15 protein-coding genes are annotated in these 19,567 nt (G+C 73.0%); 12 read left to right on the top strand and 3 right to left on the bottom strand.

Features of this window, described 5'->3' with window-relative positions; translation table 11 throughout:
• Window positions 1-19: 19 nt before the first annotated feature.
• From K318_RS0115735 to K318_RS0115725, 3 genes are all read left to right on the top strand, one after another.
• Window positions 20-427, top strand: a complete 408-nt coding sequence (locus tag K318_RS0115735; RefSeq protein WP_029090185.1) for an MmcQ/YjbR family DNA-binding protein — start codon at window positions 20-22, stop codon at window positions 425-427.
• Window positions 428-637: 210 nt separating this feature from the next.
• Window positions 638-1,348, top strand: a complete 711-nt coding sequence (locus K318_RS0115730) for a CueP family metal-binding protein (RefSeq protein WP_029090184.1) — start codon at window positions 638-640, stop codon at window positions 1,346-1,348.
• A 169-nt stretch (window positions 1,349-1,517) separates the two neighbouring features.
• Complete coding sequence (locus K318_RS0115725) at window positions 1,518-2,441, top strand: SCO6745 family protein (protein WP_035282167.1); 924 nt, start codon at window positions 1,518-1,520, stop codon at window positions 2,439-2,441.
• Between the two features lie 114 nt (window positions 2,442-2,555).
• Here K318_RS0115725 and orn read toward each other — a convergent pair whose 3' ends face one another.
• A complete protein-coding gene (gene orn / locus K318_RS0115720) occupies window positions 2,556-3,167 on the bottom strand; it encodes an oligoribonuclease (RefSeq protein WP_029090182.1) in 612 nt (203 codons plus the stop codon).
• A 37-nt stretch (window positions 3,168-3,204) separates the two neighbouring features.
• Here orn and K318_RS22505 point away from each other — a divergent pair, with 37 nt between their 5' ends.
• The 4 genes from K318_RS22505 to K318_RS0115700 all read left to right on the top strand — a co-directional run bounded on the left by K318_RS22505 (window position 3,205) and on the right by K318_RS0115700 (window position 10,208).
• The gene (locus tag K318_RS22505; protein ID WP_051298106.1) at window positions 3,205-5,637 is read left to right on the top strand and encodes an MMPL family transporter; all 2,433 of its coding nucleotides are present in this window, start codon (window positions 3,205-3,207) and stop codon (window positions 5,635-5,637) included.
• Between the two features lie 96 nt (window positions 5,638-5,733).
• A complete protein-coding gene (locus K318_RS0115710) occupies window positions 5,734-7,458 on the top strand; it encodes a DUF8094 domain-containing protein (protein WP_029090181.1) in 1,725 nt (574 codons plus the stop codon).
• Between the two features lie 79 nt (window positions 7,459-7,537).
• Window positions 7,538-8,524: a tetratricopeptide repeat protein gene (locus K318_RS0115705; RefSeq protein WP_084500326.1), complete on the top strand. Its 987-nt coding sequence runs from the start codon at window positions 7,538-7,540 to the stop codon at window positions 8,522-8,524.
• A 10-nt stretch (window positions 8,525-8,534) separates the two neighbouring features.
• The gene (locus tag K318_RS0115700; RefSeq protein WP_156914074.1) at window positions 8,535-10,208 is read left to right on the top strand and encodes a DUF8094 domain-containing protein; all 1,674 of its coding nucleotides are present in this window, start codon (window positions 8,535-8,537) and stop codon (window positions 10,206-10,208) included.
• Window positions 10,209-10,226: 18 nt separating this feature from the next.
• On the opposite strand, the gene K318_RS25840 is transcribed toward K318_RS0115700, so the two are convergent.
• Window positions 10,227-10,781, bottom strand: a complete 555-nt coding sequence (locus K318_RS25840; RefSeq protein ID WP_029090178.1) for a hypothetical protein — start codon at window positions 10,779-10,781, stop codon at window positions 10,227-10,229.
• A 35-nt stretch (window positions 10,782-10,816) separates the two neighbouring features.
• Window positions 10,817-11,167: a hypothetical protein gene (locus K318_RS0115690; RefSeq protein ID WP_029090177.1), complete on the bottom strand. Its 351-nt coding sequence runs from the start codon at window positions 11,165-11,167 to the stop codon at window positions 10,817-10,819.
• 97 nt (window positions 11,168-11,264) lie between these two features.
• Here K318_RS0115690 and K318_RS0115685 point away from each other — a divergent pair, with 97 nt between their 5' ends.
• The 5 genes from K318_RS0115685 to K318_RS22490 all read left to right on the top strand — a co-directional run bounded on the left by K318_RS0115685 (window position 11,265) and on the right by K318_RS22490 (window position 19,562).
• Window positions 11,265-12,578 carry a cysteine desulfurase family protein gene (locus tag K318_RS0115685; RefSeq protein WP_029090176.1) on the top strand — a complete coding sequence of 438 codons (1,314 nt, stop codon included), beginning with the start codon at window positions 11,265-11,267 and terminating at the stop codon, window positions 12,576-12,578.
• Between the two features lie 64 nt (window positions 12,579-12,642).
• Window positions 12,643-13,818 carry a tRNA 2-thiouridine(34) synthase MnmA gene (mnmA, locus tag K318_RS0115680; protein ID WP_029090175.1) on the top strand — a complete coding sequence of 392 codons (1,176 nt, stop codon included), beginning with the start codon at window positions 12,643-12,645 and terminating at the stop codon, window positions 13,816-13,818.
• A gap of 466 nt (window positions 13,819-14,284) precedes the next feature.
• The gene (locus tag K318_RS22500; protein WP_156914073.1) at window positions 14,285-15,271 is read left to right on the top strand and encodes a hypothetical protein; all 987 of its coding nucleotides are present in this window, start codon (window positions 14,285-14,287) and stop codon (window positions 15,269-15,271) included.
• Between the two features lie 133 nt (window positions 15,272-15,404).
• On the top strand, window positions 15,405-18,188 hold the full coding sequence (locus tag K318_RS23940; RefSeq protein ID WP_029090174.1) for a prolyl oligopeptidase family serine peptidase: 2,784 nt from the start codon (window positions 15,405-15,407) through the stop codon (window positions 18,186-18,188).
• Window positions 18,189-18,299: 111 nt separating this feature from the next.
• Window positions 18,300-19,562: a uroporphyrinogen decarboxylase/cobalamine-independent methonine synthase family protein gene (locus tag K318_RS22490; protein WP_051298102.1), complete on the top strand. Its 1,263-nt coding sequence runs from the start codon at window positions 18,300-18,302 to the stop codon at window positions 19,560-19,562.
• The last annotated feature ends 5 nt before the right edge of the window (window positions 19,563-19,567 follow it).

Raw genomic sequence — 19,567 nt, 5'->3', positions numbered from 1 at the left:
GAACGGCACAGGAGGTCCGATGGACGGTATGGAACTCGTGGGGACAGCGCAGGCGCGGACGGAGGAGCTGCCCGCTTCCGTGCTCGAGCATCCCTTCGGCCCCGAATGGGACGTCTACAAGGTCTGCGGCAAGGTGTTCATGCTGCTCTCCCGGCTCCGGGGAGAAGCGATCGTGAATCTCAAGGTCCGGCCCGAGGACGGCGAAGCGCTGCGCGAGGCCTTCGCCGAGATCACACCGGGATACCACATGAACAAGCGGCACTGGATCACGGTTCGGGCGGGGGAGGCCCTCGATCCCCAGCTCGTCGAGGACCTCGTGACCGAGTCCTATCTGCTGGTGGTCGAGAAGCTGCCGAGGAAGCGCCGACCCGTGGACCCCGATTCCTTCGGGCAGACCCGGGAGTGGAGCCCGAGCACTCCGGAATGATCCGGGCTGCGGGTGCACGGCGAGACGGCGTGCGGGTATGCAGTGCCCCGGCTCCGGTCCCGGTCCCGGCTCCGGCTCCGGTCCCGTGCCCTCGGCGAGGCGGTGGTTCGCACAGCGGACACCCGCATCCCGAATCCGGGCGCGCGGGCACGGTGTGCGCCGCCGGTGCATAGAGTGGCCCGGTCCGCCCACCCGCACAGGAGCCTGTCCGTGAATCCTCTTGCATCCGCCCGCCGTCTCAGGCCCGCCCACAGGCCCCGCCGCACCCTCGCGGTCGCACTCCTCGCCGGTGCCCTCACCCTCACGGGCTGCTCTGCCGAGGAAGTCGGACTTGCCGATCAGACCGGATCCGCCGGGCAGATCACTCCCTCCGATGCGTCGGAGGGCGAGTCCCCGGTGGGCGGACCAGGCGATGCGGCCGAGGCCTCCGAAGGCGTGCAGGACGTGCTTGCCGCCCACGGTCTCGCGGATCTCCCCGCGGAGGAGATCATTGCCCGCCTCGACGCCCTTCCCCTCGCCGAACGCCCCGCCGATCTCCTCGCCTCGGTCCTCCCGGGTGAGCTCGTGCTCACGGACGGCGCGGGTGAGGAGGCGCGGCTGCCGATGCCGGAGGACCGTTTCTACGTCTCGCTCGCGCCTTACGCGGAGCAGACGCATGAGTGCCATTTCCACAGCCTCACCACGTGCCTGGGCGAACTGCGCAACGCGCCCGTCTCCGTCACGGTGACCGATGCCGAGACGGGGGAGGGACTTCTCGACGAGGAGCTCTCCACCTATGACAACGGCTTCGTGGGTCTCTGGCTGCCGCGCGGCATCACGGCGGAGATCACGGTGGAGCACGAGGGCCGTCAGGCCCACGACACGGTGTCCACCCGTGCGGGGGACGATGCCACCTGCCTCACGGACCTGCGCCTCGTGTGAGCCGCGCAGCGGCCCCATGCGAACGCGGAGCGACCCGATCCCGCCCCGGCGAACGTGAGGCGGCTCAGGCTCGCGCCCTCTCCGGCGGCACCGCGGCCGCCGCAGCCAGCAGCAGTTCGAGTGCAACGCGCATGCGACTGTAGCGCAGGTCACACGGTAGGCTCCTGCCATGTCGGAATCGCCAGCATCGCGCACTCAGCTCATCCGATCCGCAACCAAGCGGCTCGACTCCTTCCACTCCGCCTCCTATTTCTCGCAGACGGTGGCCGCGGCGCTCTCGGAAGCCGGCCTGAGTCCGCAGAACCAGTACCTCGCCGTCCGCGGCGCAGCACTGGGAGCGGCCCCGCCCGAGCTCATCACCGCGACCTTCTACGCCTTCTCTCCCAGCTTCGTCGCCGAGCGCGTGCCGGCCTGCTGGGACGAAGCCGCCCCGGCGCGGGTGCTCGCGGCCCGGCTCACCGGCGTGGAGGCGATGAGCGCAGAGCTGTTCACCGCCGGCGAGGCCGCAGGCCGCACCGCTGAATTCGCCGACCTCGCACAGCGGATCCTCGACCGGATCGCACCGGTGGTGGCCGCGCAGGACCTCAGCGGGCGGGCGCTCTACGCCGGTCACCGCGCCGTGCTGAACTCCGGCACGGTGCGAGCACAGGATCCGGCCCTGCAGGCGTTCCTCGACCTGTGGGCGGCCATCACCCTGCTCCGCGAGTACCGCGGGGACGGCCACCTCGCCTCGCTCATCGCCGGCGGGCTCACCGGGCTGGAGGCGATCGTCCTCGACTCCGCGACGGGCCGCTCCTTCAAGCCCGGCGCGATGCGCAAGTCCCGCGGCTGGAGCGAGGAGGAGTGGCGGGAGACCGCGGAATCGCTGGCCGCACGCGGACTGCTCACCGAGGCCGCGGACTCCGCGGACCTGGAAGCGGAGGGACAGGAGCTCAAGGCCGCGGTCGAGGACCTCACCGACGATTCCGTCGAAGCGGCATGGAGCGCGCTCGACGATGAGGCGCTCGCAGCCCTCAAGGACGATGCGAAGACGCTCGCCGTCCGCGTGGCCGAGGCCGGGATCATCCCGCAGAAGCTCTTCGGCCACGGCTGAGCCACGGTCGAGCAGACCTGGTCGGGGAGCTTTCTACGGTGCGGGCACCGTGCAGGGTGTCCGCACCGTAGAAAGCTCCCCGAAGACGCACGGCCGTGCGCACGCGGCCGTGCGTCAGCGCTCCTGCGCGTAGTCGGCGATCACCTCGGCCGCGATCGTCCGGGCCTCCTCGGAGGCGGGCTCCGCGGTCCGGAACGCGGCCCGGCGGTAGTACGCGAGCTCGCGGATCGAATCCTGGATGTCGCCGAGCGCGCGGTGGCCGCCCGTCTTCTCCGGCGACTGGAAGTAGACGCGCGGGAACCAGCGGCGGCTGAGCTCCTTGATCGAGGAGACGTCGATGATCCGGTAGTGGAGGTGGTCGACGAGCTCCGGCATCTGCTTGAGCAGGAACGCCTTGTCCGTGCCCACGGAGTTGCCTCCCAGCGGCGCCTTCCCGGCCTCGGGCACGTGCTGTCGGATGTATGCGAGCACACGGGCCTGTGCATCGGCGACCGTCGTGCCTCCGTCCAGTTCCGTGATGAGCCCTGAGGCCTCGTGCATCTTCGTGACGAAGTCGTTCATATTCTCGCGCGCCGCATCGGAGGGGCGGATGACGACGTCGATCCCTGCATCGAGCGGGACGAGGTCGAAGTCGGTGACGATCGCCGCAACCTCGATGAGCTCGTCGAGCTCGAGGTCGAGGCCGGTCATCTCGCAGTCGATCCAGACGATTCTCTCTGCAGCCATGGTCTCGATCCTATGCCCGCAGGAGTAGCGTGAGCGCATGACCTCCCACCGCCGAGCCGTCCCCGGCTGGCTGCGCGTCCTCCTCCCCGCCCTCCTCGTCCTCGCCTGGCTGATCGCAGCGGCCGTGGGCGGGCCCTATTTCGGGAGGGTCGACGAGGTTTCCTCGAACGACCGGACCGCCTATCTGCCCTCCTCGGCGGAGGCGACCGCGGTGCAGGAGCGGCTCGCGGACTTCAGCTCCGGGGACGCACTGCCTGCGGTCGTCGTGTTCACGGCGGAGGACCGCGCGCTCTCCGAGGACGACCTCGCCGGGATCGGCGATGCGGTCGCGGACGCCGCGGCCCTCCCCGTCGTGCAGGATGGCGCCTCTCCCGCGATCCCCTCCGAGGACGGGCGCGCCGCCCAGGCCTTCGTGCCCCTCGACGCCTCTGCGGATGCGGGCGAGGCGGTGACCGTTCTGTCCGAGCAGCTGACCGCCGAGGCGCCGGCGGGCATCGAGGTGCGCGTCACCGGGCCGGCGGGCTTCTCCGCGGACCTCGGTGCGGCCTTCGCCGGCATCGACGGCCTCCTCCTGGCGGTCGCGCTGTCCGCGGTCTTCCTCATCCTGCTCGTGGTCTACCGTTCCGTCCTGCTGCCCTTCGCCGTGCTCGGCACCTCGATGTTCGCCCTCTGCACCGCCCTCCTCGCGGTGTGGTGGCTGGCGAAATCGGGCGCACTGCTGCTCTCGGGGCAGACACAGGGCATCCTCTTCATCCTCGTGATCGGCGCGGCGACCGACTACGGCCTGCTGCTCACCGCTCGTGCGCGCGAGGCCTTCGCCCATGAGGCGCGAGCCTGGGACGCCGTCCGGACCGCCGTGCGCGGCTCGCTCGAGCCCATCGTCGCCTCGGGCGGCACGGTCATCGCAGGCCTGCTCTGCCTCCTGCTCTCCGATCTCAAGTCCAACAGCGCCCTGGGGCCGGTCGCCGCCATCGGCATCGTCTTCGCGATGCTCTCCGCGCTCACGTTCCTGCCCTCCGTCCTCGTACTGCTGGGCCGCGCGGCGTTCTGGCCGCGTGTGCCGCACCTCGCCGGGGAGGAATCACGAGGAGGCGGAGAGGCCGGCAGCGGGGAGGCGGAAACGGGACCGACCGCGGAGGCTGAGAACGCCGCTGGGAGGACGGACGCTTCTGCGAGGACAGGAGCCCCTGCCAGGGCGGTCGCAGCTCCCAGGGCGGCTGCCGGGGCGGCGGCCCCGGCGAAGGCGGCCGCTCCGGAGGAGAACACCGGCCTCTGGGAACGGACCGCGCGGTTCGTCGGCCGGCACGCCCGGTCCGTGTGGATCGTCACTGCGCTCGTGCTCGTCGCCGGTGCCGCATTCGTCCCGCAGCTGCGCGCCGACGGCGTGCCGCAGTCGGACCTCGTGCTCGGCGCCTCGGAAGCGCGGGAGGGACAGGAGCGGCTCGCCGCGCATTTCCCCGGCGGCGCGGGCTCGCCCGTGCAGGTGCTCGTCGACGAGGAGCGGGCCGCGCAGACCGCGCGGGTCCTCGCCCGGACCGCGGGAGTGGACTCGGTGGCGGTCAGCTCAGCGGATTCGCCCTCGGGCTCCCTCCCGCTCGATGCGGAGGGGCAGGTGACGGAGGCGGGGCCGTCCGGCGGCGCAGCTGGTCCTGAGGGGCCCGGCGGCGCAGGCGATGCCGACGATGCCGCTGGCCCGGGCGGCTCCGGCGGACCGCCGCCCGCCCCCACCGTCTCGGAGGGGCAGGTCCTCCTCCAGGCGACGCTCGAGGACGCCGCCGATTCCGCCTCGGCGGAGGAGACGGTGCGGACGCTGCGCGCCGCGCTGCACGCCGACGGCGGGGGAGCGCTCGTGGGCGGGGTCACTGCCACCGCGATCGACACGAACGACGCCGCCGTCCACGACCGCACCCTCATCATCCCCGTGGTCCTCGCCGTGATCCTCCTCATCCTCATGGCCCTGCTCCGGTCGGTGCTCGCCCCCGTCCTGCTCATCGCGACCACGGTCCTGAGCTTCGGCACGGCGATGGGGGTCTCCGCGCTCGTGTTCGACCACGTGCTCGGCTTCCCGGGCGCGGATCCGGCGGTCCCGCTCTACGGCTTCGTGTTCCTCGTGGCGCTCGGGATCGACTACAACATCTTCCTCATGACGCGGGTGCGGGAGGAGACGCTCGCGCACGGCACCCGCGCCGGCGTGCTGCGGGGGCTGGTCGTGACGGGCGGGGTGATCACCTCGGCGGGCATCGTCCTCGCCGCGACCTTCGCCGCGCTCGCCGTCATCCCCATCCTGTTCCTCGCGCAGCTCGCCTTCATCGTGGCCTTCGGCGTGCTGCTGGACACCTTCGCGGTGCGGACGCTCCTCGTGCCGGCGCTCGTGCACGACCTCGGCCCGCGCGTCTGGTGGCCTGCGCGCCCCGACGGCAGGAGACCGACGGCGGAAGACCCTGCCGGGAGGCGCGCGCAGCCGTCCTGACCGGAGTCTCGGAGGGAGCTGACCGCGCTCTCGTAGGGAAGCGTCCGTGCTCTTGGCTAGACTCGGTGTGTTGTTGACTTCTACGAAGGGACGCGCGTGCGCTACGTGCTGCCGGCCGTGCTGGTCGTGATCGGTCTCCTCACCGGGATCCTGGGGGTGCTCCAGAAGACCGTGTGGGCGCCTTCGGACACCCTCGTCGCCAGCGTGCAGCTCGATGAGCCGGGGCCCGTCGTCGTGGTCGAGCCGGGTGTGCTCAACCTCTACGGCACGCCCGCGGAACTCGATGTCACCGCCGGCTCCCCGGACCAGGACATCACGATCTCCCGTACCACCAAGGAGAACGCGGACGCCTGGGTCGGGGCCTCGGACGTCACCCGGATCACCGGGCTCGCGGACGAGGAGACCCTCGCGCACGTCACCTCCACGGGCGGCGAGGGCACCCCCGCGCCGGAGGAGCCGGCCGAGGGCGAGGCCGCCGAGGACGATGCCGCTCAGCCGGACCCCGAGGAGCTCGCCACCGTCCCCGCGCCCGGGGGCGCGGATCTGTGGGAGAGCACCGTCTCGGGCACCGGCTCGGCATCGCTGACCTTCGACGAGGAGGCCGGCCGCACGGCGTTCGTCATCGGCACCGACGGCGAGCAGCCGGCGGCCTCCGAGGTCTCCCTCACCTGGCCGGCGGACGATTCGACGCCCTGGGCCCTGCCGCTCATGATCGCCGGCGGCGTCCTGCTCCTCGCAGGCGGCGTGCTCGGCTTCTTCGCCATCCGGCGCTCCCGGTCCGAGGCCGAGCGCCGCCGTGCGCGACAGGAGCGTCGCCGCAAGCTCGCGGAGACGGGCAGCGCCTTCGCGATCGTCCCGGTCATCGCGCTGGCCGGCTGCGGTCCGGCCGAGCTGCCCCAGCCGGAGCCCGCCCCCGTCCCCTCGACCCCCGCCGCCGCGGTCACGGACGAGCAGCTCGCCGAGGTGCTGAACCGCATCGCGGAGCAGGTCGCCGCTGCGGACGAGGGCCTCGATGCCGAGGCCCTCGGCGCCCGCGCCCAGGGCCCCTTCCTCGATCAGCGGAAGGCTGCATATGAGGTGAAGGAGGCCGCCGAGGAGACGAGCCTGCCGCCGGCCGTCGCCGCCGACGAGGTGCTCGTGAACCACACCTCGCAGACGGACCAGTGGCCGCGGGCCACGAGTGCGGTGGTGCGCGATGCGGAGTCCGGGGACACGCAGCTGCTCGTCCTCACCCAGCAGGACGCGCGCGCGGACTTCACCGTGTGGTCGCAGACGGTCCTGCAGCCGGGCGCCGAGCTGCCGGAGGTCGCGGACGCCCGTGAGGGCTCCGCCCTCCTGGCGCCGGACGAACCGGGTCTGCGGCTGCCGCCGAACGAGGTCGCGACCGCGTATGCGGACGTGCTCAGCAGCGGCGACGAGTCCGATTCCGCGGGAGTGTTCGCGGAGGACGCGTTCGTCGAGCGGGTGCGCAGCGGCCAGTCCGAGCAGCGCGATGCCCTTGAGGACGGCGGGGCGGAGATCGAGTTCGAGTACACGGGCAGTGAGGACCAGCTCACCGCGATGGCGACCGCCGACGGCAGCGCGCTCGTGACCGGCGTCGTCGAGACCCGGTCGACGATCACGCCGGACAGCACCGAGTCGACCACGGGCACGCTCTCCCTGCCCTCACCGGCGAGTGAGATCGTGGGCGAGTCGAGCACCTCCGACCCGCTGGAGCAGACGACCACCGCCGTGGTCACGTGGGTGGTGCCCGCGGGCGACGAGGACCAGATCAGGATGGTGGGCGTCAACGAGGTCTACACGGGCGCCGAGCTCGGCTGAGCGACGGCCCCGCACCGCACAAGACGGACGCACACGCACACCGGTCGCAGAGCTGTGGCCGGCACGGACGCAAGGAGGAATGAGACACGTGAGCCAGACTCCCGGCCCTCTGGGACAGGACCCGCACGCACAGCAGGGCGCGGACGCACCGCAGGGGCTCGACCTCTCGGCGGTCCGCGGCCGCTCCCACCCGGCCGCCGAGGGAGCGGGCGGAGCAGCCGCGGGCGGCACAGGAGCCCTCCCGCCGAACGCCGTCGAGGTGCCCGGCCTGGTCTTCGACGTGGACGAGGCGCAGTTCGAATCCCTCGTCCAGCTGTCCTCGCAGGTGCCCGTCGTCATCGACCTCTGGGCCGAATGGTGCGGGCCGTGCAAGCAGCTCTCGCCCGTGCTCGAGCGCGTCATCGAGTCCTATGGAGGGCGGGTGGTGCTCGCGAAGATCGACGTGGACGCGAACCCTCGCATCCAGCAGGCCTTCGGGGTCCAGTCGATCCCGACCGTCGTCGCCCTCCTCGCCGGCCAGCCGGCCCCGCTCTTCCAGGGCGCGCAGCCGGAGGCGCAGGTCCGCCAGGTGCTGGACCAGGTCGTCGCCGTGGCCGCACAGCAGGGCCTCGACCGGATCGCAGTCCCCGCAGGCGGGACACCTGAGGAGGACGCGGGGCCGGCCCATCCCGAGGCGCTCGCCGCGATCGAGGCCGGCGAACTCGACCGGGCCGAGGAGCTCTACCGCGCGGCACTCGCGGAAGCCCCCGCGGACGAGGATGCGAAGCTCGGCCTCGCCCGCGTCGCCCTGCTCAAGCGGACGGCGGAGACGGCTCCCGAGGACGCGCTCGCCGCAGCGGAGGCGGATCCGAAAGACGTGGACGCGGCACTCGCGGCCGCCGATGCAGAGCTTGCGCGCGGGGATGCGGAAGCCGCCTTCTCCCGCCTGCTGGGACTCCTGCCGACGGCAGCGCCCGAGGAGCGGGAGCGGCTGCGTCTGCGCCTGCTGGACCTGTTCGAGATCGTGGGAGTCGCGGACGCCCGTGTGGTGAAGGCCCGGGGCCGCCTCATGCGCGCCCTGTTCTGAGGCGGCGGCGATGATCCGAGTGGCGATCGGCGCGGTCTGCGCCCTGTGCGGCCTCGTCCTGGCGGGACTGTCCGTGTCCGCGATCTCCGTGGTCGGCACGGAGAAGGTGATGACCACGGACGCGTTCGAGGTGAGCGAGGGCGCATACGCGCTGGTGCTCGATGAGGCGATCGTGCCCTTCGAGCACACGGAGGCGACGCTGACCGTCACCTCGGACCAGGAGCTGTTCATGGGCACCGCCAACGGTGTGGACGTCGACGACTACCTCACCGGGGTGGCACACGAGGAGATCACGGACGTGGACTTCCCCCGGACGGCTCACCACCGGCTCATCGCCGGCGAGCCCGCCCCGCCGGCACCCGCACCGGAGCGCGACTGGTGGACGGACGCGGACACGGGCACGACCGTGAGCCGCTCCTTCGATCTCGACGCGGAGCCGCACATGATCGTCGTGACGCCCGCGGCGGAGGACGGCAGCCTCGCGGGCGCGCAGATCACCCTGTCGATGCAGGTGGGGAAGGTGCTCGGGATGGCCATGCTCGGCTTCGCCGGCGCGGCGGCGCTGCTGGGCCTGGCCGCATTCGCGTTCCTGCGCAGCTGGTTCAGCCGCTTCCGGCCCCGGCCGAAATCGCAGGGCAGGAGAGGGCGGCCCTCCTCGGCGCAGGCCTCCGGGGGTCTCCCCGGAGGCAGGACGCCGAGGCGCGAGCGGGGACGACTGCGCCGCTCGGTCACAGGCATGGCCGGTGTGAGCATCGGCGCCCTCGTGCTCGCCGGCTGCGGCGCGGACTTCCCGCAGCCCACCCGGCCGGAGCTCTCGCCCTACGAGCGCCCGGCCGTCCAGCCGGGACAGCCCGGGACGTTCCTCGCCTCCTATTCCGAGCGGCTCGACGCGGCCCTGCAGGAGAACCCCGAGGCGCTCGAGACGGTGCAGACCGGCCCCCTGCTCGAGCGCACCCGCGCGGAGATGCTCATCGCCGAGTACGGCGACACGACGCTGGGCGCGGCCGCCTACACGGACGTGCGCGCGGGCGGTCCCGTGTTCGAGTCGTACCCCCTGTGGTTCATGGCCTTCGCCACTCCGCAGGACGAGGAGATCGACGCGGCGGAGGCGATGCTGGTGACACGGGCCTCGGCGGCGGAGGAGTGGACGGTCGCGCAGTCCGTGTACGTGCCGCCCGAGGCCGTGCCCACGGTCCTCGCCGACGAGCGGGGCGCGGTCGAGGAGGCGCCCGAGGCCCATCGGGAGGCCGCGGACGCGACCGTCGCCGGTGCCGTGGAGTACTTGCAGACCGGCACGGTCCCGGACGGGGCCCCGGATCTCGCGGCCGCCGGCTTCGAAGACTTCCGCACCTATGTGGACGAGCTCGGCGCCGAGGACACCGGCTTCACGGATCTCGCGGTCGAGTGCAGCCCCTACGACGAGGTGCCTCTCGACCAGTACGCGCTCGCGACCGAGGCCGGCGGGGTGAGCTTCGCCGAGGTGCGGTGCCGGATCACCGTCAACGTCCCCGACGACTACTTCGTGGACCTCGGCGACGAGATCGAGGCGGTCATGACGACGGACGACGAGGGACCGGTCATCCGCATCGACGTCTCGCAGCCCATGCTCGTGACCACGGACGGCGACGAGGTCGCCGTCTCCTCCCCGGGCTGGTACATGCTCTCCTCCTCGACGGGGGAGTGAGCGGCGGTGCGCGGGGCCTCAGGCCCCGCGCACGGTGCGCTGGACCCGCAGCAGCCACCACAGGCCCACGAAGGGCAGGACGAGGGGGACGAAGCCGTAGCCCACGCCGAACATCGACCACACGCTCGGATGGGCGAAGTACTCCGGGTGCGTGAAGCTGAGCGTGCCGACCACGAGCACGCCGGCGGCCTCGAAGACGCAGGCGGCGACCGCGATGCGGTGCGAGGTGCGGGAGCCGATCACGAGGCACACCGTCGCGAGGATGTACACGGCCGCCGAGAGCGCCGAGAGCGTGTAGGCGAAGGGCGCGGCGGAGAAGTTCTGCGGCAGCAGCTGGTAGGCGGCCCGGCCGGAGGCGGCGAAGGCGAGGATGCCGTAGACGGCGGTGAGCGCACGGCCGGGCCCGGTGCGGACCGCGGAGTACGGCGAGCGCGCCCGACGTTCGGCACGGCGTGCCCCGCGTGCGGCCGCGCGGGTCTCGCGCACGCTGCGCGTCGCGGCCTCCCGCGCCGCGTTCCCGCTCGCCGGGTCCCGGCTCCCCACGTCTCCGCTCCTCACGTTCTCGCCCGACATGTCCGATCCGCTCCTTCTGCCCGGAGTCCCGTCGCTCATATCCAGATCTGGTCCATGCGGACGATCATGACCGCCACCGTCACGCCTGCGACGGCGAGGACGGCGGGACCCCAGCGGCTGAGCTCGGCATATGCCCAGCCTCCGGCCAGCGGCACGACCACGATCGCGGTGAGCAGATAGCCGAAGAAGAGCACGCCGTCCGTGTCCGGCGACTGGCCCCACAGGACGATCGAGACCACGGCCTGCGCGAGCAGGAGCAGCAGCATGGCGGCGGTGCCGATGAGCGTCCACCGGCCGGCGGCCCGATTGCGCAGCGCCAGCACCAGCGTCACGATCGTGAGCACCAGGGAATAGCCCACCAGGGCCTGCGTCAGCAAGGGAATCACCCCAGCAGTCTAGTGGCCGGGCCTCTCGCGGAGCGCGGGGGTGCAGGCGGGTGTGCGGGAGGGCCGGCGGTCAGGGAGGCCGCGTAGAATCAGGGCGGTGCGAGCCTATTTCGACCACGCCGCTACCTCCCCCATGACCGAGGCCGTGTTCTCCGCCTACGCCGCCCAGCTGCGTGAGTGCGGGAATCCCTCTTCGCTGCACGCCGAGGGCCAGGGCGCGCGGATGCGGATGGAGTCCGCCAGGGCGCGGGTCGCCGAGGTCGTGGGCGCCCAGCCGGCCGAGGTGGTCTTCACGGCAGGCGGGACGGAGGCCGACAACCTCGCGCTCACGGGCATCCACGCCGCCCGGAACAGGGACGCCGTCCGCGCGGGGATGCCGGCACGCCCCAGGGTCCTCATCTCGGCGATCGAGCACCACGCGGTCCTCGAGACCGCCGAGCACCTCGAGTCCGAGGCGTACGGGGGGACGCGGGCCGAGCTCGTGCTGCTCCCCGTCGACCGGACCGGCCGGCTCGACCTCGACGCCGCGGCCGCCGCGATCGCCGAGGCCCCTGAGCGCACCAGCCTGGTCTCCGTGATGCTCGCGAACAACGAGGTGGGCACGGTGCAGCCCGTGACGGAGCTCGTCCGCCTCGCGCACGCCCACGGCATCCCCGTGCACACGGATGCGGTGCAGGCGCTCGGTCAGCTCCCGCTCGACTTCGCCGCCCTGGGCGTCGATGCGATGAGCCTCTCCGCGCACAAGATCGGCGGACCGGTGGGTACGGGAGCACTCATCCTGGATCGCGGACTCTCACCCGTGCCGGTCCTCCACGGCGGGGGGCAGGAACGCGGTGTGCGTTCCGGCACACTCGATGTCGCCGGGGCCACGGCATTCGCCGCCGCGGCCGAGGCGGCACGGGACCATCTCACGGACGGCACCGTCGAACGCATGGCCCGGCTGCGCGACCGGCTGCTGGCGGGCATCGCGCGGACGGTGCCGGACGCGGTGGTGACGGGGCCGTGGGAGGCGCCGGACGCCTCGGGCGTGTGCGAGGGGGAGTCCTCGGAGGCGGACCGGCCGGCGGAGCCGAAGGCGGCGGGCCGACGCGAAGACCGGCCAGTGCGCCTGCCGGCGAACGCACATGCGGTCTTCCCCGGCTGCGAGGGCGATTCCCTGCTGTACCTGCTGGACATGGCGGGCTTCGCCACCTCGACCGGCTCGGCGTGCCAGGCAGGCGTCTCCCGGCCCTCGCACGTGCTCATGGCATGCGGCTTCTCCGAGGACGAGGCGCGCTCCACGCAGCGCTTCAGCCTGGGCCCGGACACCACGGTCGAGGAGGTCGACCGGCTGCTCGCCGTGCTGCCGGACGTGGTGACGCGGGCGCGGAAGGCGGGTATGGTGTCCGCGACGCCCCGCTGGGCGGGATGAGGGGCAGTGCACGGATGCGATTGCGCCAGCGGTGAGGCGGGATGAAGGGAAGGGAAGGACGCACATGAGGATCCTCGCGGCGATGTCCGGAGGTGTGGACTCCGCAGTGGCAGCGGCCCGCGCCGTGGACGCCGGCCATGAGGTGGTGGGCGTGCACCTGGCGCTCTCGCGCATGCCCGGGACCCTGCGGACGGGCTCGCGCGGCTGCTGCACCATCGAGGACTCCCGCGATGCGCACATGGTGGCCGGTCAGCTGGGCATCCCCTTCTACGTGTGGGACTTCTCCGAGCGCTTCAAGGAGGACGTGGTCGACGACTTCATCGCCGAGTACGCCAACGGCCGCACCCCCAACCCGTGCATGCGGTGCAATGAGCGCATCAAGTTCGCCGCCCTCCTCGACCGCGCGCTCGCGCTGGGCTTCGACGCGGTGGCGACGGGGCACTACGCGGAGATCGTCCGGGCCTCCGACGGCACCCCCGAGCTGCACCGGGGGGCGGACCTCAACAAGGACCAGAGCTATGTGCTGGGCGTGCTCACACCCGAGCAGCTCGCGCACTGCTGTTTCCCCATCGGGGCCTCCGCCTCCAAGGCCGAGGTGCGTGCGGAGGCCGAGCGCCGCGGCTTTCCCGTGGCGAACAAGCCGGACTCCTATGACATCTGCTTCATCCCCGACGGCGATACCAAGGCGTGGCTGGCGGACAAGATCCCCATGCGTCCCGGGCTCATCCGCGACGAGGCCGGCGAGGTGCTGGGGGAGCATGAGGGTGCGACCACCTATACGGTCGGCCAGCGGAAGGGGCTGGGGATCGAGAAGCCGGCGGCGGACGGGAAGCCGCGCTACGTCGTGGGGGTGGACCCGCACGCCAACACCGTGACGGTGGGGCCCAGGGCCTCGCTCGCGGTCGAGGAGCTCGAGGGCATCCGCACCAGCTGGGCGGGCCTGCCGCCCGCGGACATGGGCGTCTCCGAGGAGACGGGGATCGACTGCGAGGTCCAGATCCGCGCCCATGCGGATCCGGTGCCCGCACGCGTGTGGCTGGGCGAGGTCCGCGACGAGGTCCCCGCCGCCGAGGCCGACCCCCTCGGCCCCGTCGTCCCCCGCCCGCGCCCTGCCGGGCAGGTGCTGCGCGTGCGCGTCGAGACCCCGCTCACGGGTGTGGCACCCGGGCAGACGATGGTCGTCTACCGCGGTACGCGCGTGCTCGGCCAGGCGACGATCGATCGCACCGTCCACGCCTGAGGCCCCCGCTGTCTGAGTCTCCCCCCCCAGACTGAGGCGCACCGCATCGCAGGTCCCCCCCGCCCGCCCGGGCCTCCTGCCTCCCGATTCCGTCAGGCATCTCTGCCGATGCGGATTCTCTCCCTCCCCACACCCACTTCGCTTCCTGGACGCCCAGTTTCCTGCTCGGACGCCTACTTCCCGCGTGCTGACACCCAGTTCTCTCGCAGACGCCCAGGTATTCCCGGAGATATGTGGGCGTCTGCGAGAGAAGTGGGCGTCCTGGCGGGAGGTGGTGACTGCGGTGCGCCGAGCTCGCGCACCCACGCTGTGTGCGCGGGCTGTGGCTGTGCGCGCTCAGGGCGTGAGCGCTGTGATCGTCCGAGCTGTGACGCAGAGTGCCGTCCACGCGGTTGCACACCCCGTGTTTGTCCACAGATCGCCACGCACTCTTGGCGAATGTGTGCGAACGGTGCAGTTTGGTGTCATGTACGCCATACTGCATCGAAGTCAGCTCACGGCGATGGGGGTCCGGGAGGCGGAGCTCGCGCGGGCGCTCGCGTGCTGCCTCGTCCGCATCTGCCGTGGCCGGTACACCGTCGCGCGGCAGTGCGAGGAGCCTCGTCACGCTCCGCTGCGCATCTTTGCCGGGGATCCCGCGGTGACTCTCGCAGGTGAGCTCCAAGGCCTGCGCGGGGACGTCGAGCGCCTGCGCCGACAGATCGCCGCTCGGCGCGAGGATCTTCCGCCGGGGGCCGTCTTCTCCCATCTCACGGCTGCGCTCATCCACGGTCTGCCCCTCGTGACGGTGCCCGGCACTGCGGTGGAGGCCGTTCAGGAGGGGCGGTCGCGCACGCGGAACGGATGGCGCGTCCGCAGCCGCGCTGTGCCTGCGGAGCAGACGGAGGTCGCGGGCGGATACGCGGTGACGACGAAGGTGCGGACACTGCTCGATGTGGCGCGGGATCATCCGCTCCTGGTCTCCGTGCCGATGCTCGACAGCGCGTTCCGTGAGGAGGCAGAGCTGGAGGCGGCGGTGGGGGCGCTGGTGGATGCCGAGGTTCCGCGGCGGTTCCGGGGGACGGTGCGAGCGGCGCTGGCCCTGGCCGACGGGGTGCGCGAGTCACCGGCGGAGTCCGTGTGCGCTGTGCGCTTCCTGGAGCACGGGATCATGGGCTTCGAACCGCAGGTGCGGATCTGCGATGAGGCGGGCCGGGAGGTGGGCAGGGTGGACTTCGCGCATCGGGAGGCGATGATCGCGGTGGAGGTGGACGGCGAGGAGAAGTACGGACTCGACGGCCAGGACCCCCAGGAGAGGTTCCGTGCGGAGCGCGAGCGCGAATACGCTCTGCGCAACCTCGGCTATCGGCCGTTCCGCCTGCGGTGGGAGGACCTGTTCCGGGCGAAGGTCTTCCTGCAGATCCGCCACGCCCTCGTCCTGGGGACGGTGCCCGGTGCGCCGGGGCGCGGGTGAGACGCTGCGCCGGTGGGCGGGTGAGGTGGTCCGCGGGTGGGGCGGGGAAGGGGGGAGGAACCGGTGGAACCCGCGCCCGCCGCGGGGCAGAATGAGGACGTTCCGGTGAGTGCGGCGGACACGGGGGAGCAGCATGGTGGGACGGCGGAAGCAGGCGGACTCGAATGCAGGGGTGCGCATCGCGCCCTACGGGTCCTGGGCGTCTCCCATCGACGCGCGCACCGCCGCCTCCTGGAGTGCGACGGTGGGGCAGGGGCGGTTCGGCGAGGTCGCGGGCAGGCCCGGGGTCTGGTTCGCCCAGCGCCTCCCGGAGACGGGGGAGACGGCGCTCTTCTGGACCTCGCTCACGGATCACGCGGACCCCGTGCGGATCACCCCCGAGGGCATGGACGTAGGGTCGGCGCTCTTCCGCCGCGCCGAGTTCCCAGGCGCAGCGTCCCCGGGTGCTGCATCCCTGGGCGCAATGTCCCGGGGTGCAGCGTTCCCCGACACGGCGCATCCCGGAGCACGGCCCCGCGATGCGGAGCCCCTCGACCCTGCGCCCTTCCAGGAGGTCGCACCCTTCCAGGACACTGCCGGCGCACACGGTGCCTGGGCCGTCATGCCGGAGACGGGGGACCTCATCTGGACGGATGCGGCGACCCAGCATCTGCTCCGCCTGCGCGGCGACGACATCGCCGACCACATCGCAGGGAAGCGCTCCTCGCTCCCGCCGCCCGACCGGCTTCCCGAGGCCGGTTCCCCGAGCGCAGACGCCCCCGGACCCGCCGTTCCGGAGGCGGCTCGGCCGGCCCAGCCCGAATCAGCTCAGTCCGCCCGGCCGTCCGGATCTGCACCCGCCTCGTTCGTGTACGGCGATCTCACGGTGTCGCAGGGCGTGCTCCTCGCGATCCGCACGGCGGTGCGCGGGGAGCCGATCGCGGCGCATCAAGGCCGGACGGACACACCGGGGCCACCGCATGCACGGGACACAGGGCATGCACCACACGCGCCGCATGGACCAGCCGCACTCGGCGCGGGACTGGCAAAGGCAGCACCCGTCCCGGACACCGCAGGGCCAGTCCCGGGCGCGCTCCAGCAGTCCGACGCAGCCGGCCTCCCCGAACTCGTCCGCCTCGACCCCACCGGAGCGCATCCGCCGCAGGTGCTCGTCCGCTCCGCCACTCACTTCGCGGCCTGGCCGAGACTCTCCCCGGACCGCTCGCTGCTGATCTTCGCGGGCTGGGATCCGCCGCACGCCCCCTGGGAGGAGACGGCGCTCTTCGCAGCCTCGCTCAGCTGGATCGCCGCGCACGGCAGGGACGGCGGCACGGTCCCCGTGCACGCACGTCAGATCTGGCGGAACCCGGACACCGCGGTGCTCCAGCCCGAATGGGTCTCCGGACGCAGCGTCGTCTTCGCCGAGGACTCCCGAAGCACGTGGCGGCCCGTCCTCCTCGACGCGAAGGCGGCGTTCGCGCGGGCCTCGGGTGAGCCCGGCGTGCCGCTCGTCGACGTCGTGCCGCTGCTGCCGGACGAGGCGGTGCGCGAAGCCCTCGAGAGGAGGGCCCAGGAGCTCGCCCGGCGCCGCGCGCGCTCTCCGGAGGCGGCCCCGCCGGAGACGGCGCCGGAAACCCCGCCTCCGCCCGCGCCCGATGCCCCGTCCGGCGGGAGCGCCCTCCCCACCCTGCTGGGAGAGGACGGCACCGGCGGTCCGCTCTCAGACCTCGGCGACAGGTGGCTGCTGCCCGCCGGCCGCGGACGCCGCCTGCTGGCCGAATGGCGCGGCGGCACCTCGGCGCTGCTGTGGGCGCATCCGGAGACCGGTGATGTGCGCGCGCTCGACTGCGATCTCGACTGGCTGCGGCTGCAGGACCACGATCACGCGCACGGCCTCGTGCTCGTGACCGGCGGCAGCGGTCGCCGGGCGAACGGCCTGTACCTGTGCCATCTGGCCTCCGGAGAGCTGCGCCCGCTCGCGCTCGAGGCCGAACCGGGCGGCCTCGGACCCTGGGTGCCGCTGCCGCGCACGCGCAGTCTGGGCGGGGTGCCGGCGGTCGTCCACCCGCCGCGGAGTCCGGACCATTCGGCTCCGGCCGGCGAGCTTCCTCCCTTCGTCGTGCTCGCCCATGAGCGCCCGGCGGACCAGGCGGTGCCGCAGGTGCATCCGCTGGCCGCACACCTCGCCTCCCGCGGGGTGGGCGTGGCGGCGGTGAACACCGCGGGCTCCTCCGGCTTCGGGCGGGCCTACCGCGATGACCTGCGCGGCTTCGAGGGTGTGCGCGATGTCGCGGACCTCGTCACTGCCGCGCGGGGGCTGGCCGAGCTGGGGCTGGCGGATCCGGAGCGGATCGCGGTGTGGGGCGCGCGCTCCGGTGGGACCGCGGCGCTGCGTGCGCTCGCAGGGGACGACACGCCCTTCGCGTGCGGGGTGATCCGGGACCCGGTGCTCGGCACGGCCGGACTCGCTCCACGGCCGGAGGTGCCTGCGCTCGCCCGCCCTTCTGCGCAGCCAGAGTATTCAGCACCGCCAGAGCCTTCGGCACAGGCAGAGGCCTCCTCGCCCGGGGGTCTTCCCGGGCGCACCGAGACCGGCGAGCCTCCTGCGTCCGGCGAGCCTCCGGCGCGGGAGGCCCCCCTCGTGCCCGTGCGGCCGGTCGCCCTCCTGTTCGGTGAGGAGGGCGCGGCCGAGGCGGCCCCCGCCCGCGCGCTCGTCTCCGCTCTGCGCGGCTCCGCGCTGCCCTTCTCCGTGCACGTGCTGGACGGCGCACAGGGCACGGCCGGCGCCGAGGCGGAGGCGCTGGAGCGCGGCCGCGTCTTCTGTGCCAAGATCATGGGGTTCGCCGCCGCACCGGGAGCGGGAGCGCCCGGCACGCGAGCGGCGGGACTGCAGGGCAGGGGCCGAGGCGCGGCAGGCGGATCCGCGGCCGCGCACTGAGCTGAGTGCGCACCGGGCTGAGTTCGCGCTGAGCGGGGCTCGCGGGCTGAGCCGGGTCCGCCCTGCATGAGGCATCACACGACCATCACACGGAAGGAGCGGGCACCGCGCATGAGCATGTTCTCCACCACAGGGGCCTGGGCGGACGTCGATCCGCGCGAGGCGGTCTCACGGGCGGTCTCCGCAGTGGAGGGCGCCCCGCGCACGGGCTCCGCCGTCCCTCTCCCGCTCATGAGCCAGCCGGCGGCCGGAGGAACGCGCTGGGCGGCGGACGCGCTCGGCCTCGCCGCCCAGCTGCTGCCGGAGCTGCCGGTGGACATCGGCCCTGCCGGCTGGAGGCTCCTGGGCGCACGTGCAGCCACCGCGGCACGCTCCCTCGACGCCCGCCGGGAGGCCTCACGGCTGGGCCGGACGCTCGACGCGATGAGCGAGTACGCGGAGCGCTCCGGGCTGCCCGTGCTCGTCTCCGTGCCCGGTCCCTGGACGCTCGTGCGCCGGTTGGGTCTGCCCGATGAGTCGCCCGCCCTGGGCGATCCGGGCGCACGCCGCGATGTGATCCAGGCATACGCCGAGGGTCTGCGCCAGCTGCGTGAGCGGGTGCAGGGGATCGTCGGCGAGGGCCCCGCCGGACCGGATGATCCCGCGCCCCTCGTGCGCATCCGCCTGGTCGAGGAGGAGCTCGACGCCGTGCTCACCGGCACCGTGCCCACCGCCTCCGGCTACCGCACTCTGCCTGCGGTGCCCGATGCGCAGGTGACGGCCGCCCTCCGCTCGCTGATCGCGCGGACGGGGGAGGGCACGATCCTCTCGCTGCCGAGCGCGGGGACCGTGCGGCTCGCAGGGAAGGCCATCCCGCACACGCAGCTGGCGCGGGATGCGGGCGTCTCCGCGCTGGCGGTCGGCCTCGAGCGCAGCGGGGGAGGCTCGTGGGCAGGCGACCGGCCGCAGTCCGGAACCGGGACCCGCCCGGGATCCGGTGCGCAGCAGGAGGTCGCGGCACATGCCGGCACCCGGCCCGGGGACCGGGCACGGACAGCGGCCCGGCCAGGCACCCCGCTCACGGCTCAGGCCGTGCGGCGCTGGGAGCGCCTGGCGGAGTGGACGGAGGCCGGAGGTCAGCTGTGGCTGAGGGTGCCTCCGCACGCGGCCGCCGCGCCCGAGGCCGTCACAGGCTGGGTCGAGGCCGTCGCCGAGCCCTGGCAGGCCGTCGGGATGAACCGGGAGGGCCTCGCCGCATTCGGTATCCTCACGGGGGAGGAGCTGCCGGTGGGCGCTCACCCGCTGCTGCCGGAGGACGCGAACCCGGAGCGCAGCCGCGCGCATCTGCGCATGGCCTCTGGCCTCGCCCGGGCACTCGCGGATCAGGCCGGGTGAGCAGC

The organism is Brevibacterium album DSM 18261 (genome assembly GCF_000426445.1).
GTDB lineage: Bacteria > Actinomycetota > Actinomycetes > Actinomycetales > Brevibacteriaceae > Brevibacterium > Brevibacterium album.
The sequence above is the reverse complement of the archived record's forward strand: the minus strand, read 5'-3'. Positions and strand labels throughout refer to the sequence as shown.

Excerpts from the sequence above, each read along its gene's own strand:
- K318_RS22500 (WP_156914073.1), top strand. The coding sequence starts at position 14,285 with ATGTACGCCATACTGCATCGAAGTCAGCTCACGGCGATGGGGGTCCGG.
- K318_RS0115735 (WP_029090185.1), top strand. The coding sequence starts at position 20 with ATGGACGGTATGGAACTCGTGGGGACAGCGCAGGCGCGGACGGAGGAG.
- K318_RS22490 (WP_051298102.1), top strand. The coding sequence starts at position 18,300 with ATGAGCATGTTCTCCACCACAGGGGCCTGGGCGGACGTCGATCCGCGC.
- mnmA (WP_029090175.1), top strand. The coding sequence starts at position 12,643 with ATGAGGATCCTCGCGGCGATGTCCGGAGGTGTGGACTCCGCAGTGGCA.
- K318_RS0115725 (WP_035282167.1), top strand. The coding sequence starts at position 1,518 with ATGTCGGAATCGCCAGCATCGCGCACTCAGCTCATCCGATCCGCAACC.
- K318_RS0115700 (WP_156914074.1), top strand. The coding sequence starts at position 8,535 with ATGATCCGAGTGGCGATCGGCGCGGTCTGCGCCCTGTGCGGCCTCGTC.
- orn (WP_029090182.1), bottom strand. The coding sequence starts at position 3,167 with ATGGCTGCAGAGAGAATCGTCTGGATCGACTGCGAGATGACCGGCCTC.
- K318_RS23940 (WP_029090174.1), top strand. The coding sequence starts at position 15,405 with ATGGTGGGACGGCGGAAGCAGGCGGACTCGAATGCAGGGGTGCGCATC.
- K318_RS0115705 (WP_084500326.1), top strand. The coding sequence starts at position 7,538 with ATGAGACACGTGAGCCAGACTCCCGGCCCTCTGGGACAGGACCCGCAC.
- K318_RS25840 (WP_029090178.1), bottom strand. The coding sequence starts at position 10,781 with ATGTCGGGCGAGAACGTGAGGAGCGGAGACGTGGGGAGCCGGGACCCG.
- K318_RS22505 (WP_051298106.1), top strand. The coding sequence starts at position 3,205 with ATGACCTCCCACCGCCGAGCCGTCCCCGGCTGGCTGCGCGTCCTCCTC.